The following is a 14512-nucleotide window of genomic DNA, read 5'->3' on the forward strand; positions in this document are numbered from 1 at the left end:
GAAAAATCGGCCATCCATAATTCCTTTTCTGTATTTAAAAATACAAGAAAGAGTAGGCTATGGCACAAAATTACAAAAAGAATACTAAAAACTTTCATGAGTATTTATATTGGTTTAAAAAAAGGCTCATAGGATAGAAAAGGATCGTTAATGATGAAATGGATGATTATGTAGTATGCGCTGATGCTAAATAAAATTACAAAGCCTAAAATGAGTAAGGCATTAAATTTTTGCCACAATGACTGATTAGAAATATAGATTTGTATTGGTAAAATAATGATCATAGTGAACATAGTGATGTAACTATAAATCATGATATAAAGTGGGATTTTAATAGAATTTAGCTGATAAGGTAGAGTTGTAATTGCTTGTAATATATTGTCTATGGAGAAGGTTTGTAAGTATTTTTTAAAAGTGAATAATCCTTGTCCAAATGGAATATTTAACTCTGTCAATACTAAATGAGTATTAAAGCTGAGTAATAATAGTGCGGTGAGAAAAATAGTCGGTATCAATGCTAAGAGCAGTCGGCTTAATATATGATATTTGAATGCAAAAATCCTGATATATATAATGAGTAAAAAGAGCGCAATGAATATTGTGCTTGCGATGAATATGAGTTCTCGCTGTTGATAGATTGTTAAATAGCTACTAACTTGTGTAAAACTTGTTTTAAAGTTTAATTTATATTGAAAATAGAAGAGGGTAGTGGCTACAACGCCTATAATCATGAGCCATGCACAGAGTGATAATGCTAAGAAGCGCGAGAATTTTGTTTTTGATTTTTGGTCACGATATTTCACCATATTAGCTCTTCTATTGATGATTGGATCAATCATTGTAGACGAAGAATCATCAACTGTTCCATCAAAAGATAAAACAGTTGAGTGATATTTGATCAAAATTATTTAACTTTCCATTTTAAAACTTGTTTTGCGCCTAATGGAATCAAGTGCTCGTTCTCTAAGTATGAATATGATTCTGGCGGTGTCCAATCTTCACGTACAAGAGTGATCATTTCTGTATTTCTTGGTAGACCATAGAAGTCTGCACCATAATGGCCTAAGAATGCTTCTAATTTATCCAATGCATTCATGTGTTCAAATGCTTCTGCATAATGAGAAATTGCAGTGAGGGCAGAGTAGCAACCTGCGCAGCCACAGCTGCTTTCTTTAGCACTTTGAGCATGCGGTGCACTATCTGTACCAATAAAAAATTTTGGATTGCCACTTGTTGCCGCTTCAATCAATGCTTGGCGATGAGTTTCACGTTTCAAAATAGGTAAACAATATAAATGAGGTTTAATGCCACCTGATAACAATGAGTTGCGATTGAATAAAAGATGCTGTGGGGTTAATGTTGCGCCTACATTGTTATTAGCGGCTAAAACAAATTCGACTGCATCTTTAGTTGTAATGTGTTCTAACACAATTTTTAAAGTTGGTATTTTTGTGTGCAATGGTTTCAATTCTTGTTCAATAAAAGTTGATTCACGATCAAAAATATCAATTTCAGGATCACTTGCTTCTCCGTGAATGAGTAAAGGTAATCCAATTTCAGCCATTTTTTCAAAAACTGGATAAAGATTGCTCAAAGAAGAAACGCCAGCTGTAGAGTTTGTTGTTACGCCTGCTGGATATAATTTTACAGCATGGACAATGCCAGAAGCTTTAGCATCTTCAATGATGTCAGCTGTTGTATCAGGCGTTAAGTACAAAGTCATGAGTGGCTGAAAATCGGAACCTTCAGGGATATGTTTTTGGATGCGAGCATAATAAGCTTCAGCATCTTGGCGATTTTTTATAGGCGGTGTGGTGTTAGGCATAACAATAGCGCGCTTAAAACTTTGTGCAGCATGTGGTACTGTAGTTTTTAACGCATCATGATCACGAAGGTGAATGTGCCAATCATCAGGGAAAGTGATAGTCATTTGATTTGTCATGAAAAACTCCTAGGATAAAAGGGAAGTCGTAAATTTTGTAAAAGCTTTTTTTAAAAAAGGTGATGCATACTATACTATGCCTTTTTTCGGATAGGAATGAACAAGAGGAGGGCAAATGAAACAGCTCTATATAATTAATGGAAAACCAGCATCTTTGTGGCAAAAAGTATTATTTGCACTCGCGACAATTGGTTTTTTAATTTTAATCATTCCATTGGGGCTTGGAATTTTAGCAATTGGTGCTATTCTTACTGTCGTTTTTTATGTGTATCTTTATTGGAAGATACGAAAAATTAAAAAAATGTTAGGTGCTCAAGAGGCGCAAGCGTATCAACAGCAAAATAGTACCCAAAATACGAATCAAAGGAGAGAGGGAACCATTGATGGAGAATATAAAGAGTTGTAATTGTCTTAGTTTTTGATTTAAGACATAACATATGTCTTTCTATTTTCTTAAATTTATGCTTTGATACTGCACTAAATTTACAACGCAAGATGGAGATGTTTTGAATGAATAATAATAATCCAACCGTATTTAAGAATTTCACACCTTACGTTTTATCTGAAGGTGAAGATTATATGAATGATGCTCAGAAAGAACATTTCCGTGGCATCCTTAATGGTTGGCGTGCACAATTGATGCAAGAGAGTGAGAAAACTGTCTCTAATATGCAAAATGATGGCGCAACAATTTTGTCTGATCCTAATGATCGTGCAAGCCAAGAAGAAGAATTTTCCTTAGAATTACGTACGCGTGATCGCGAGAGAAAGTTACTCGCTAAAATTGAGAAAACATTGCACAAACTCACAATTGATGATTATGGTTATTGTGAAACATGTGGGATAGAAATTGGTATCAAGCGTTTAGAAGCTCGTCCAACAGCTGAGTTGTGTATCGATTGTAAGGAAATTGAGGAGCAGAAAGAAAAATCTGGGGTTTTGTAAAAAAAAAGTTGACACCCTGAATTTTTTTGATATTATGCATCACCTCAGTTAGACGAACTAACTTCAAAACAGAGATGTCCCTATCGTCTAGAGGCCTAGGACACTGCCCTTTCACGGCGGCAACCGGGGTTCGAATCCCCGTAGGGACGCCAACTTAAATGTTGGTGATTTTGAAGTTAAGCGCACCAGATTATCTGGGGCTATAGCTCAGCTGGTAGAGCGCTTGCATGGCATGCAAGAGGTCGACGGTTCGAAACCGTCTAGCTCCACCAAGTACGATGTCCCCATCGTCTAGAGGCCTAGGACACTGCCCTTTCACGGCGGCAACCGGGGTTCGAATCCCCGTGGGGACGCCAATTTTAATTGGTTGATTCAGTAGTAACTCTTTTAGATGGAGTATAAAAATCTAAAATATACGTCCCTATCGTCTAGAGGCCTAGGACACTGCCCTTTCACGGCGGCAACCGGGGTTCGAATCCCCGTAGGGACGCCAACTTATCTCTAGTGAGTTGGTGGATTCGCAGAGTATTAACTCATTGGAAGAGTATAAAAGCCTAATTTGTCCCTATCGTCTAGAGGCCTAGGACACTGCCCTTTCACGGCGGCAACCGGGGTTCGAATCCCCGTAGGGACGCCAACTTTAATTGGTTGATTCAGTAGTAACTCTTTTAGATGGAGTATAAAAATCTAAAATATACGTCCCTATCGTCTAGAGGCCTAGGACACTGCCCTTTCACGGCGGCAACCGGGGTTCGAATCCCCGTAGGGACGCCAAATTTTAGAAGCCTGCACTTTGTTGCAGGCTTTTTGCTATGAGGAGAAATAAACATGCATGAAGATGAATTTGATTATGGTCCAAGTAAGAGCCAATTAAAGAGAGAGGCGGATGCGAAGCAGGCATTGGGCACGACTTTAATTCAGTTGTCTAAAAATGATTTAGAGAGCTTGGATTTACCTGATACTTTATTAGATGCAGTGTTGTTAGCACAAGAGATGCGTAATGATTCATCTTTAAAGCGTCAGAAGCAATTAATTGGTAAGTTAATGCGCCAATTTGATGATGAAGATTATGCGCGCTTGGCAAAGCGATTAGAATATATGCGTTCAGGCAGTGAACAGCAAAAAATGGTGGAGAAGTGGGTAGAGAATAAAGTTGAGCGTTTACTTAATCAAGATTCCTCTGTTAATAATGAAATTGTTGAGCAATTGGAGGAAATTGATTTTCAGTATATGCGCCAATTAGTTCGTAATTCTATTAACGAGATCAAAAAAGGTGGAAAATCTCGTAGTAGAACTTTGTTATTTAGGTATTTGCGTGATAAATTTGAAGAAAAGGCATAGTGAAAGTCAAAATTATAGATATAATGACCCCCTATAATAGTTTCTCTGCAAGTTAGATAATGGAATATAACAATGGCAAATAATTTTAAAATCATGGTGGTTGACGATAGTAGTACTGTTCGTAAAACAGCAGAATTGATCTTATCTAAGGAGGGATTTGATGTTGTTTCAGAGATTGATGGTTTTAATGCTTTGTCTCATCTAGAAGAAGTTAAGCCAAACTTAATTTTTATGGATGTCATGATGCCAAATTTAGATGGATATGATACTTGTCAAATCATTAAAGGTTCACCATCAGAGCTATCTAAAACGCCAGTGATTATGTTGACTAGTAAGGATGGTGCTTTTGATAAAGCGCGCGGTCAATTAGCAGGCTGTGATGCATTTATTACTAAGCCATTCACTCGTGATGATTTAATCAGCGTCATCGAAAAATTTAAATAATAAAGGTTTTTTCTGTGATTGAAGAGAGTGAAGCTGTGACTATTACTAGCCAGCCAATTCATAATCCTTATGAAAAACAAAGAAAGCAAATTGCAATGGCTTTCTTTGTTTTTGGCATTTTGTTAGTAGGATTTATTATTTTTGCATTTATTAGTTTGCCAAAATATCAAACGAATCAGGATGTTGAAAAATTGTCTCAAGCTTATGATGCTATTAGAGATATCGACAGTTATATTAGTGTCCAAACCCAAGGTGGGCATTTAAGTGAAACCTTGTTGAAGGATAAAATTCAAAGTGTGACTGATATTTTAAATAGTGTTGCTAGTGATGAAGTACATAATGTTCAAGTGATATGGAATGGCTTTAAGCAACAAGTGTCTGAGCAATCAATTACGCTAGATACTATGAATGATGCCATTCAATTAAAATTGCGTGTAGATAGCGCAAGTCAATCTTTATATCAAACATTATTATCAGTTTCTCAGCAGCTTTCAGAGGCACGCTCTGTGAGTTTAGAAACAGTGAGATATATTGATCGATTGGCAAATTCAGTTGTTAATTTACATGCCAATATTACACGTATGATTAATAGTCAATCACAAATGGATATTAAAACCATTTCAGAGCTGACAGATAGTTTATCGGTAGTTCAAAAAGGTTTAAATGTTTTAATGTTGGGTTCTCCAGCAGATGCGATACAGAGCATTAAAGGAACGCTAGAAGAAGAAAATATTATTGAATCACAATTTATTTTTAATCAATTGGCTAGAGACGTTTCTAATCTAATTAAAGATGCTAGTGGCATTATGATGTTGAATCAAATGAAAACACGGTTACAAGAAGAAAAAGATCATATTCAAAGTTTATTACAAGCAACGATTGACCACGCATATGTTTCTCAACAGTCATATATTCAGGTGACTAATCAGTCGGTGTTCTTAATTTCATTAGTCGCTTCAATTGGCACGGTGTTATTTTTTATTATTTTCTCATTTTTATTTTTAAGATTAAATCGATCTCGTTTATCGATTGCATCAGAAAAAGATGCAAGAGGGCAGAGAATTGATGAAGTTATGGCCATTGTTGAGCGATTTATTATTTTGCGTAATCGTTTGTTGCCTCAGTTATCAATCATTACTTCTTTGAATGATGAAAGTGAGCGTATTTTGAATAAAGGTAGAGAAGTTCGTCAATCTGCAACAAGTTTTAATTATTTAGTAAAGGAAATGGAGCGAACTTACGATTATTTAGAGCAAGCCTTAACTCATGATTTATCCTTGTTAAAGCAGGGGGAGCTAAATGCTAATTTAGATGAGTTGAGAACAACTTTAAAAGGTCAGCTGCAATTTTTTACAGAACAGAAGAAAGAATTAATTGGCATGAAACATTGTTCATTATTGATTGATGAATTTTTTTCTAATGTTGTCAGTAATACAAATGACTCGGTGGTCGCATACCGTGAAGTTGAAGAAGAATTGATGTTAATTATTTCAGAAATTGATCAGTTAAATAGAGACTTGAAGGAATAATAATGAGTGATAATGTAATTGAACTAACTGATGCAGAAGTGGTTGAAGAGTTAAAAAATATTGTGCAAAGTTTGCGTGATACATTAGAAACTCTGTTAGAAAACTCAGATGATGAAGAGCAAGAAAAAGATAATATTAGTATTGCTTTAGAGGAAATCTCTAATGTCTTTGCGGTCTTGAATTGGCAAAAGGCTGTAAATTATACACAACAGGCTTTGGAGAAAGTACCAGAGCTATCGGCCTTTGGTGAAGATGCAGCTGAAGACTTTTTGTTACGTTATTGTCTAATTTTAGAGCAAAGCATTGATGATTTTATGGATTCAGGTCTGATCATTGAAGCTGAAATTGTTACTGACTATAGCAGTGATATAGATGATAAAGCTCATGATGAAATTAATGTCACCTTATTAAAGGTTTTGAGAACACTCTATCAGCGACAACTGTTATCATTGATAAAAAATACAGACAAAATAGTGCCATTGAATGCTTTAAATGCATTGAGTCGTGATATTTCTTCAGTATTACCTGTTTTGAATGCTAGAGATTGGCTATTGTTATCATTTTATGTGCAAGCATTATTAAAAAATGAGCAAACTTGTAATGTGGATACACATAGAATTTTGGCGCAGCTAGATGGCAGATTGTCTCAGCTGTTAGCTAAAAATAACATTGATACAGAAATTTGTGACGATCTTGTTAAAGTGATCCATTCTTTAAATGAAGGTACGGATTTCATAGAGAATAACGTATTAATGCAAGATGTTTATTCAATTTCACCATTAGTTTATAAGCGTTTTGGATCTGCATTGAAAGATGAACTTGTCAAAATTCATGAACAATTAGAGCGAGTTTATTTAGATCAAGCCCAGCGTTTACGTTTAGCAGATTCACTGCCATTTTTAGAAAAACTAATTAATGTTTTGAGTTTTATGGGATTGAAACGCTTGTCATTATTGACTGATGATCTATTGAAATCGTTCCGCCAATTAATTGAGGCTCCTGTAGACAATGTTCAGTTTAATGAAATAGTAAGTGAGTTTTGGGTATTAGAGTCCTTTTTATCTGATTTATGGAGCCATCGTAGCCAAACGGTACCATTATCTTATAATGAAACTAAAAATTGGGCTTATATCAGTGCGAAGCAGTCCGCATTAAAGTTATTTGTCTCTCAATATCGTAAGATTCGTGAGCAAACCATGAATAATAAAGATGTGGATGAGTTGAAAAAACTACAGCAGAGCTTATTTGATACAGTTAAAGCAGAAACAATGTTGTCCATTGCTCATGGTTTAACACGATACTTTGTGGATGAATTTATTTTGGTGGCTTTATCTAAAGAAGATTTATTAGAGGTCACTCTGGCGATCGAATATATTAGTAATATGAATTTTGAAAATCGTGAAGTTGCTGAGGATGTTATCCATGATGCCAAAGTGATTTTACAAAAACATCAAGATAGTATTTCAATGATTACTACTGTGCCAGATTTTGATCAAGATCTAATTAATGCATTTTCAGATGACTTAGGAAGTCTAGAAGTCGAATTTAATGAAATTATGAAACATCCTATTGATGAAAAGTCCTATGAGGATTTGATACGTATTGCACATACTTTTCGCGGTAATGCAAATATTGTGGGATTAGATGATGTTGTACACTTAGCAACGGCACTAGAGAATAATATGCGCACTAATCATAATTATGATGCAGCTAAAATAGATTTATATCATCAGGCATTTATTGGTATTATTGAGCAATTTAGAGCATTTTTGCAAAAGCATAGTTAGGAGTCTGAATGTCTGAAATGATCAGCTTAAAGGATGTTTCGCTATCGTTTGGACAGCGTATCATTTTTGATAATATTTCTGTCACCATTCCTAAAGGTAAAATTACCGCAGTAATGGGACCGTCAGGGACAGGAAAAACAACTTTATTAAAACTAATGACTAAACAAATTTTACCTCAGTCAGGTGAGATTACAGTCATGGGGAAAAACTTAGAACAATTATCTCGTAATCAGTTATTTGATTTACGCAAGCAAATGGGGCTATTGTTTCAATCAGGTGCATTATTTACTGATATGTCAGTTTTTGATAATGTAGCCTTTGCATTGCGTGAGCATACTCAGTTGTCTGAAGAGCTGATTAATACTTTGGTTCTATTGAAATTGGAGGCTGTTGGCTTAAGGGCATTGAAAGATGCTAAACCTTCCTCTCTTTCAGGAGGGCAGGCTCGCCGTGTTGCTTTAGCGCGTGCGATCGCCTTAGACCCTCAGTTATTATTATATGATGAGCCCTTCACAGGACAAGATCCTATCTCTATGGGTGTGTTAATACGTTTGATTAAAAATCTGAATGATGCTTTGGATTTAACTAGTATTATTGTTTCTCATGATGTTGAAGAAGTACTAAGTATTGCCGATTACGTTTACATTTTAAGCGGTGGTAAAATTATTGCACATGGTACTGCAGAAGAGATCAAAGCTGATCAAAATATTTGGGTTCAACAGTTCATACAAGGTTTATCAGATGGGCCTGTGCCATTTAATTTACCCACAACTGCTTTGAAGGATGAGTTATTATCATGAAGTTTATTGAAGCAATTGGGCAAAAAACAATACGGTTGATCAGTTCGTTAGGAGATAGCGTTGTTTTCTTTTTTGCGATCATCCGCCATTTTACCTATCTATTTCAGAAGCCAAGTTTATTTGTTCGTCAAGTCTATCAATTAGGTATTTTGTCATTACCTATAATCTTACTATCAGGGCTATTTATCGGTATGGTATTAGCCTTTCAAGGTTATGTGAACTTGGTACGTTTTGGTGCAGAAGCTTCCGTGGGGACAGTTACAGCATTGGCGCTCTTTCGTGAGTTAGCATCAGTGTTTACTGCGCTATTATATACAGGGCGGGCATGTTCATCATTAACGGCCGAAATCGGTCTAATGAGAGCTACAGAGCAATGGTCGAGTTATGAAATGATGGCTGTGGATCCGTACCGTTATATTTTATTACCACGTTTAATGGCTGGTATTATTGTTGTGCCAATATTGACAATTTTGTTTTCAGATATTGGTATTTTAGGAAGTTATTATATTGCAGTTGACGTGTTGGGTTTAGATGGCGGTGGTTATTGGTCACAGATGCAATCATCTGTTGTTTTTTATGATGATATTTTTAATGGTGTCATTATAAAAAGTATAGTATTTGGATTGATTTGTAATTTAGTTGCATTGCGTGAAGGTTTAGTGGGTGGTGCGACTTCAAGTGGTATCGCTAATTCAACTACGGCAACAGTGGTGAAAGCCTCATTATTTGTATTAGCAGCAGACTTTTTACTAACAGCATTATTATTTAAATAAATATTAGCATAATAGGTACAAAGGATAAAAATTATGAAAACTATAATTAAAATATGGCTTCAAATGATGGTGGCATTAGCGTTACTGTTTTCTGTTGCCTCGGCAGAGGTAGATCAAACTCAATCTGATGAGGATATTTTTCTATATAAGACTATTCCAGGTGATAGTTTGTGGAATATCGCACAGCGCCATCTACATAGCATTAAATTATGGATAGACTTAAAGAAAATCAATCAACTCCCAAATGATGATTATATTGAACCAGGTACTTTAATTAAAGTACCTAGAAAATGGTTAAAAACTAACCAGTCAACGGCAACTTTAGTGAGTGCTATTGGTGCTGTGAAGGTGGTTAATAGTAATCAACAGACTTTAGAATTTGGCCAAGATTTTACAGAGAAAGATAATTTAGTTTTAGTCACAGGTGATGTAATTCTAACGGGCGATGATGGTTTAGCGACAATTTTATTTAAAGATGGTTCTCGTTTATTGTTACAAAGCAATAGTGAGCTTATTTTGAATGATTTAATCGCATTAGGGGATGGTTCTTTAAGTGATATTAAATTGCAATTGGATAAAGGTCGTTTAGAGAATCGAGTATATTCGAGCCCAATTTCTAATACAAATTATGAAGTCAAAACTGCAACTGCAACCACTTCTGTACGAGGCACAGTGTTTCGGATGGGATTTGATAATGAAGATAGCGTGACTGAAGTTGTCACAGGTAAAGTTGCTACAAAAGCACAAAGTGATGCCGTGGCAGAATTAGTAGCAGGTCAAGCGATCATTATTTCTAAAGATGGTGAAAGTAAGCAGGTCGAAATGTTGCCAGCACCTGAATTTGCTAATTTTCCTCAATTAATTGAAGCAGTACCAATTAAAATTGATGTAGAAGCAATTGATAATGTTACAGGTTATGCTACAAAAATTATTCCTGTGGGGAGTGACGAACAAGATGCAGTTTCTAGCATGCGCTCAGAAGGTAATGTATTATTAGGTAATGACTTGCCTGATGGTCGTTATCAAGCAATGATTAGTGCTATTGATCAAAACGGTGTAACAGGCCAGCCCGGGAAGTATGAGTTTATTTTAAATGCTCGTCCTTTTGCTGCTGTGCTTACAACGCCTGCACAAGATGAAAAGGTTCTATTGCGCCATTTAACGTTTACGTGGGATAAAGCCAATGATGAGGCAAAAACTTTTTATCTACAAGTTGCAAGAGATAATAATTTTAGAGATATCGTGATTGATGCAGATAATTTGTCGGAACCAACTTATAAGCCTGAGGACTTATTATCAGGTATTTATTTTTGGCGCGTCGCATCGATTGATGAAAATGGAAAACGTGGACCATTTTCAGCGATTAAGGATTTTAGAATTCTATTAGAAGATCCAAATTTAGAAAAGGCTAATGTTAAAACTGCGGACATTCAATTAGAATGGGCAGCTTTAGAAGAAGGGACTCAGTATCTGATTCAGATTTCTGATAATATTGCTTTTGAAAAAGTTTTATTAGAACAGTCATTATCAGATAATCAATTATTCGTTGAGAATTTAGTACCTGGAATTTACTTTTTTAGAATTCAATCTACAGCCAGTGATGGTTATGTGAGTGAATGGGGTTTACCTCATCAATTTGAAGTTTTAGATATACAATCAGTTTCAGAAAAGATTAAACCTTAATATTTGGGTATGATATTGGTTAATAAAGGCTCTCTTCTTATGAAAGAGAGCCTTTATTTTATGATCTTTCTAGTGCCTCAATGGGAGCTAATTGTGCAGCTCTGCGCGCAGGAAAATAACCAAATATCACACCAATTGCGGTGGATGCACCTATTGCAACAACGATTGATATTAATGAGAAACCAACACTTAAATCTAGCTCTAATTGGTTAATGCCATAGCCTGCAATGTACGCAACTAAAATACCAGCACAACCACCTAAAAGACAAACTAAGACAGCTTCGATTAAAAACTGCATAGAGATATCGCTTTTTCGTGCACCTACTGCCATGCGCATGCCAATTTCTTTAGTTCGTTCAGCAACAGAAACTAACATGATATTCATAACACCAATACCACCGACAACCAATGAAATCATGGCAATAGAGAAGATCAAGAATCGCATAACAAATGTCGTTTCTTCTACGAGTTCTTTGAATGAATCTGCTGTAAATATAAAGAAATCTTTTGCGCCATGTAATTGAATCATTAAGGTTGTTAAAGTTTGTTCTGCAAGTTTCATATTGATATGATCGTGTACTGTGACTGTAATATTGCGGAGATAACTTTGTCCTAATAATCGTTTCATAGCAGTAGAATAGGGCATGAAAACAGTTAAATTGCTATATCCACCAGATCGTTGGTTTTTCGATGTTGCAATACCAATGACTCGCATAGGTAAACGATTGAGTGTGATGACTTCACCGATCGGGTTAGTATGGTCAGCAAAGAGCTCATCCCTTGTTGCTTCATCAATGACGACATCTAAACTGAGATTTTCTTCGCTTTCTTCATCAAAGAAAATTCCTTCAGATGGAGTATAGCCTTCAGTATCAAAATATTGTGTGCCGACACCCATCACGGAAACATTCTTTTCTAAATTGCCAAAGCGAGCCAATGCTGTGGTATTGACAACAGGTGTAACATTTTTGATAAAGGATTGTTCACTGAGAAAATTGACGTCATTCGGTGTTAAGCTCCGTACTCGGCCTGAACGTGCATCACCAAAGCCACTACCAGGGTAAATGGTTAATGTGCTGGTACCCATAGAATTAATATTACTCAGAATTTGATTCATGGTTCCTTGGCCTAAAGCGATCACAAGAACAACCGAAGCGATACCAATGATGATACCTAACATGGTTAAAAATGTTCGCATACGTTGCATAGACATGGAAATAAGGGCCATTCTAAATGCATTGATAATACGATCTAACAGTAATAACCACTCTGTATTTTTTTTCTGACTGAGTTGTGGTAGATGAACTGGTTCATGATTAGAAGTTTGAATAGGAGGAGGTGTATTAGGTCGATCTTCTAATACTTCTCCATCTTTTAACTCAATGATTCTTGTTGCATGGTTGGCGACATCTTTATCATGTGTGACAAGAATAATTGTATGACCTGCTTGATTAAGCTCTTGTAATATTTTTAGTACTTGTTGGCCACTTTCACTATCTAGTGCACCTGTTGGTTCATCAGCTAAAATGACTTCTCCACCATTCATCAGTGCACGAGCAATACTTACACGTTGTTGTTGTCCACCTGATAATTGTGTTGGATAGTATTTTAGACGTTCTTGTAATCCCAGTGCTGCAAGTAATGCCTCTGCACGTGATTTGCGTTGTATTGGGGAAAAACCAGCATAGATAGCAGGTACTTCAGCATTGCCTTCGGCATTGAGTGTAGATAAAAGATGATAACGTTGAAAAATAAAGCCAAAATGTTCACGGCGTAACTTAGCCAATTGATCATCTTCATATTGTCCAATATTTTCACCGTGGAATATATAATCACCAGAGGATGCTTTATCTAAACATCCTAATATATTCATTAATGTTGATTTCCCTGAACCTGAGGCACCAATAATAGCAACCATCTCACCTTCTTGAATAGTTAGATCAATGCCTTTTAAAATTTGTATTGACGTCTCTCCTGATTTAAAAGATCTCGTAATATTTTTTAGTTCAATGAGTGACATTTGCTTACCTCATACGTGGCATACGATTGGGACCATTTTTAATGTCTTCACTGAAAGACTCTGAAAGAACAATTTGTTCATCACCTTCTAGTCCTGAGATCACTTCTGTATAAATATTATTGCTAATGCCTAAAATAACTTTTCTATGTGTTATTTGGCCATTCTTTTCTTGCACCCAAACATATGCTTCTTTGTTACCATCTTGATCTCGAGTTTTAGGTAATGTTTCTGGTAATGCTATATTTGAAGGCTTAAAGCGAGTAGCCATAGTAGAAATGACTAATTTATCTTTAACGCTATCAACAATGATATAAACTTGCGTTGTCATATCAATACGAAATAGATGCTGCTTATTATCAACTTTTAGAATGCCATTATAATAGATTGCTTCTGTGCTTGCTGTTGTTGCTGTATTACCTGTGGTTGTTTGGAATTTTTCAGGTGCAGGCTCGGTTGATTCAAGCAAAGCAGGATATCTATTTTTAGGCTCGCCCAGAATAGAAAAGTAAGCTTTCATACCTGGCTGTATTTTTGTAATATCAGCTTCAGATATTTGAGCCTTAATGTTCATTACGTCTAAGTCAGCAATTTTAACAATGGTGGGTGCTGTTTGTGCAGAGTTAACCGTTTGGCCTTCCTTGACAACAGTTGCAACCACTACACCATCAATGGGGGCGACAATTTTTGTATAGGTTAAATCTAATTTTGCAGTGTCTAAAGCAATTTTAGCTTGTGCAATTTGGGCATCTAATGCATCTAGTTCTGCTTCAAGAACTAATAGATTTGCTTCTGCAATATCAACCTCTGATTGTGTGGTTGCTTTTTGGCTGATCAGGTTCTTTTGTCTTTGTAATGTAATGCGAGCATTAACGATTTGTGCTTGTTTTGCAACTTTAGATGCTTCAACATTTTTGAGTCTAGCCTCACCATCTTTGACAGCATTTTTTTGGGGCAAATCATCAATTTCAGCAATGAGTTCTCCCTTTTTAACAGAATCTCCTAAATTGACGTGTAGTTTTTTTATTTGTCCTGAAACCTGTGCTCCGACTTCAACTTGTTGTGAGGCTTCAAGTTTTCCATCTGCTAAAATAGTGACATCTAAATTTTGTTTTTTAACAGGTTCTGTTAAATAGCTAATCGGCTGTTGTATAAAGTATTTTTTGTAGATAATAAAGCCAATAATAGAGAGTGTGATAATTAAAAAAATCACAGTTTTAAAATTCTTGATTTTCATAAAGAAGAGCCGTC

13 protein-coding genes and 6 tRNA genes are annotated in these 14512 nt (G+C 35.8%); 15 read left to right on the plus strand and 4 right to left on the minus strand.

Annotated elements, in window-relative coordinates; all coding sequences use genetic code 11:
- Window positions 1-104 precede the first annotated feature (104 nt).
- Together BZK14_RS03940 and pyrC are read right to left on the minus strand one after the other, a co-directional pair.
- Window positions 105-902 carry a hypothetical protein gene (locus tag BZK14_RS03940; protein ID WP_077925286.1) on the minus strand — a complete coding sequence of 266 codons (798 nt, stop codon included), beginning with the start codon at window positions 900-902 and terminating at the stop codon, window positions 105-107.
- A gap of 2 nt (window positions 903-904) precedes the next feature.
- A complete protein-coding gene (gene pyrC / locus BZK14_RS03945; RefSeq protein WP_077925287.1) occupies window positions 905-1942 on the minus strand; it encodes a dihydroorotase in 1038 nt (345 codons plus the stop codon).
- A 115-nt stretch (window positions 1943-2057) separates the two neighbouring features.
- On the opposite strand from pyrC, the gene BZK14_RS03950 reads away from it, so the two are divergent.
- The 15 genes from BZK14_RS03950 (at window position 2058) to BZK14_RS04020 (ending at window position 11244) form a co-directional block, all read left to right on the plus strand.
- Window positions 2058-2348, plus strand: a complete 291-nt coding sequence (locus BZK14_RS03950) for a hypothetical protein (protein WP_077925288.1) — start codon at window positions 2058-2060, stop codon at window positions 2346-2348.
- A 104-nt stretch (window positions 2349-2452) separates the two neighbouring features.
- The gene (gene dksA / locus BZK14_RS03955; protein ID WP_077925289.1) at window positions 2453-2887 is read left to right on the plus strand and encodes an RNA polymerase-binding protein DksA; all 435 of its coding nucleotides are present in this window, start codon (window positions 2453-2455) and stop codon (window positions 2885-2887) included.
- Window positions 2888-2963: 76 nt separating this feature from the next.
- Window positions 2964-3039, plus strand: a tRNA-Glu gene (locus BZK14_RS03960).
- Between the two features lie 44 nt (window positions 3040-3083).
- A tRNA-Ala gene (locus tag BZK14_RS03965) sits at window positions 3084-3159 on the plus strand.
- Between the two features lie 8 nt (window positions 3160-3167).
- Window positions 3168-3243 (plus strand) — tRNA-Glu (locus BZK14_RS03970).
- Window positions 3244-3304: 61 nt separating this feature from the next.
- Window positions 3305-3380: transfer RNA gene (locus tag BZK14_RS03975), tRNA-Glu, on the plus strand.
- Between the two features lie 68 nt (window positions 3381-3448).
- Window positions 3449-3524: transfer RNA gene (locus BZK14_RS03980), tRNA-Glu, on the plus strand.
- Between the two features lie 61 nt (window positions 3525-3585).
- A tRNA-Glu gene (locus BZK14_RS03985) sits at window positions 3586-3661 on the plus strand.
- 54 nt (window positions 3662-3715) lie between these two features.
- The gene (gene yjgA / locus BZK14_RS03990; protein WP_077925290.1) at window positions 3716-4228 is read left to right on the plus strand and encodes a ribosome biogenesis factor YjgA; all 513 of its coding nucleotides are present in this window, start codon (window positions 3716-3718) and stop codon (window positions 4226-4228) included.
- Between the two features lie 72 nt (window positions 4229-4300).
- Window positions 4301-4672, plus strand: a complete 372-nt coding sequence (locus BZK14_RS03995) for a response regulator (protein WP_077925291.1) — start codon at window positions 4301-4303, stop codon at window positions 4670-4672.
- Between the two features lie 14 nt (window positions 4673-4686).
- Complete coding sequence (locus tag BZK14_RS04000) at window positions 4687-6201, plus strand: hypothetical protein (protein ID WP_245831149.1); 1515 nt, start codon at window positions 4687-4689, stop codon at window positions 6199-6201.
- Between the two features lie 2 nt (window positions 6202-6203).
- Complete coding sequence (locus tag BZK14_RS04005) at window positions 6204-7988, plus strand: FimL-related protein (RefSeq protein WP_077925293.1); 1785 nt, start codon at window positions 6204-6206, stop codon at window positions 7986-7988.
- An 8-nt stretch (window positions 7989-7996) separates the two neighbouring features.
- Window positions 7997-8788 (plus strand): ABC transporter ATP-binding protein, encoded by a 792-nt coding sequence (locus BZK14_RS04010; RefSeq protein ID WP_077925294.1) that lies wholly within the window; start codon window positions 7997-7999, stop codon window positions 8786-8788.
- The gene (gene mlaE, locus BZK14_RS04015; RefSeq protein ID WP_077925295.1) at window positions 8785-9561 is read left to right on the plus strand and encodes a lipid asymmetry maintenance ABC transporter permease subunit MlaE; all 777 of its coding nucleotides are present in this window, start codon (window positions 8785-8787) and stop codon (window positions 9559-9561) included. The genes BZK14_RS04010 and mlaE overlap by 4 nt, the downstream gene beginning before the upstream one ends.
- Window positions 9562-9594: 33 nt before the next feature.
- Window positions 9595-11244: a FecR family protein gene (locus tag BZK14_RS04020; protein ID WP_077925296.1), complete on the plus strand. Its 1650-nt coding sequence runs from the start codon at window positions 9595-9597 to the stop codon at window positions 11242-11244.
- A gap of 58 nt (window positions 11245-11302) precedes the next feature.
- Here BZK14_RS04020 and BZK14_RS04025 read toward each other — a convergent pair whose 3' ends face one another.
- Together BZK14_RS04025 and BZK14_RS04030 are read right to left on the minus strand one after the other, a co-directional pair.
- Window positions 11303-13264 carry a MacB family efflux pump subunit gene (locus BZK14_RS04025; RefSeq protein WP_077925297.1) on the minus strand — a complete coding sequence of 654 codons (1962 nt, stop codon included), beginning with the start codon at window positions 13262-13264 and terminating at the stop codon, window positions 11303-11305.
- Between the two features lie 4 nt (window positions 13265-13268).
- Window positions 13269-14512 (minus strand): efflux RND transporter periplasmic adaptor subunit (locus BZK14_RS04030; protein ID WP_245831150.1); only part of this gene is annotated, 1244 nt, incomplete at its 5' end.

This window comes from Wohlfahrtiimonas larvae (assembly GCF_002006755.1).
GTDB lineage: Bacteria > Pseudomonadota > Gammaproteobacteria > Cardiobacteriales > Wohlfahrtiimonadaceae > Wohlfahrtiimonas > Wohlfahrtiimonas larvae.

Bases quoted from the DNA above. Each gene is read 5' to 3' on its own strand.
- pyrC (WP_077925287.1), bottom strand. From the start codon at position 1,942: ATGACAAATCAAATGACTATCACTTTCCCTGATGATTGGCACATTCAC.
- BZK14_RS03950 (WP_077925288.1), top strand. From the start codon at position 2,058: ATGAAACAGCTCTATATAATTAATGGAAAACCAGCATCTTTGTGGCAA.
- dksA (WP_077925289.1), top strand. From the start codon at position 2,453: ATGAATAATAATAATCCAACCGTATTTAAGAATTTCACACCTTACGTT.
- yjgA (WP_077925290.1), top strand. From the start codon at position 3,716: ATGCATGAAGATGAATTTGATTATGGTCCAAGTAAGAGCCAATTAAAG.
- BZK14_RS03995 (WP_077925291.1), top strand. From the start codon at position 4,301: ATGGCAAATAATTTTAAAATCATGGTGGTTGACGATAGTAGTACTGTT.
- BZK14_RS04005 (WP_077925293.1), top strand. From the start codon at position 6,204: ATGAGTGATAATGTAATTGAACTAACTGATGCAGAAGTGGTTGAAGAG.
- BZK14_RS04010 (WP_077925294.1), top strand. From the start codon at position 7,997: ATGTCTGAAATGATCAGCTTAAAGGATGTTTCGCTATCGTTTGGACAG.
- mlaE (WP_077925295.1), top strand. From the start codon at position 8,785: ATGAAGTTTATTGAAGCAATTGGGCAAAAAACAATACGGTTGATCAGT.
- BZK14_RS04020 (WP_077925296.1), top strand. From the start codon at position 9,595: ATGAAAACTATAATTAAAATATGGCTTCAAATGATGGTGGCATTAGCG.
- BZK14_RS04025 (WP_077925297.1), bottom strand. From the start codon at position 13,264: ATGTCACTCATTGAACTAAAAAATATTACGAGATCTTTTAAATCAGGA.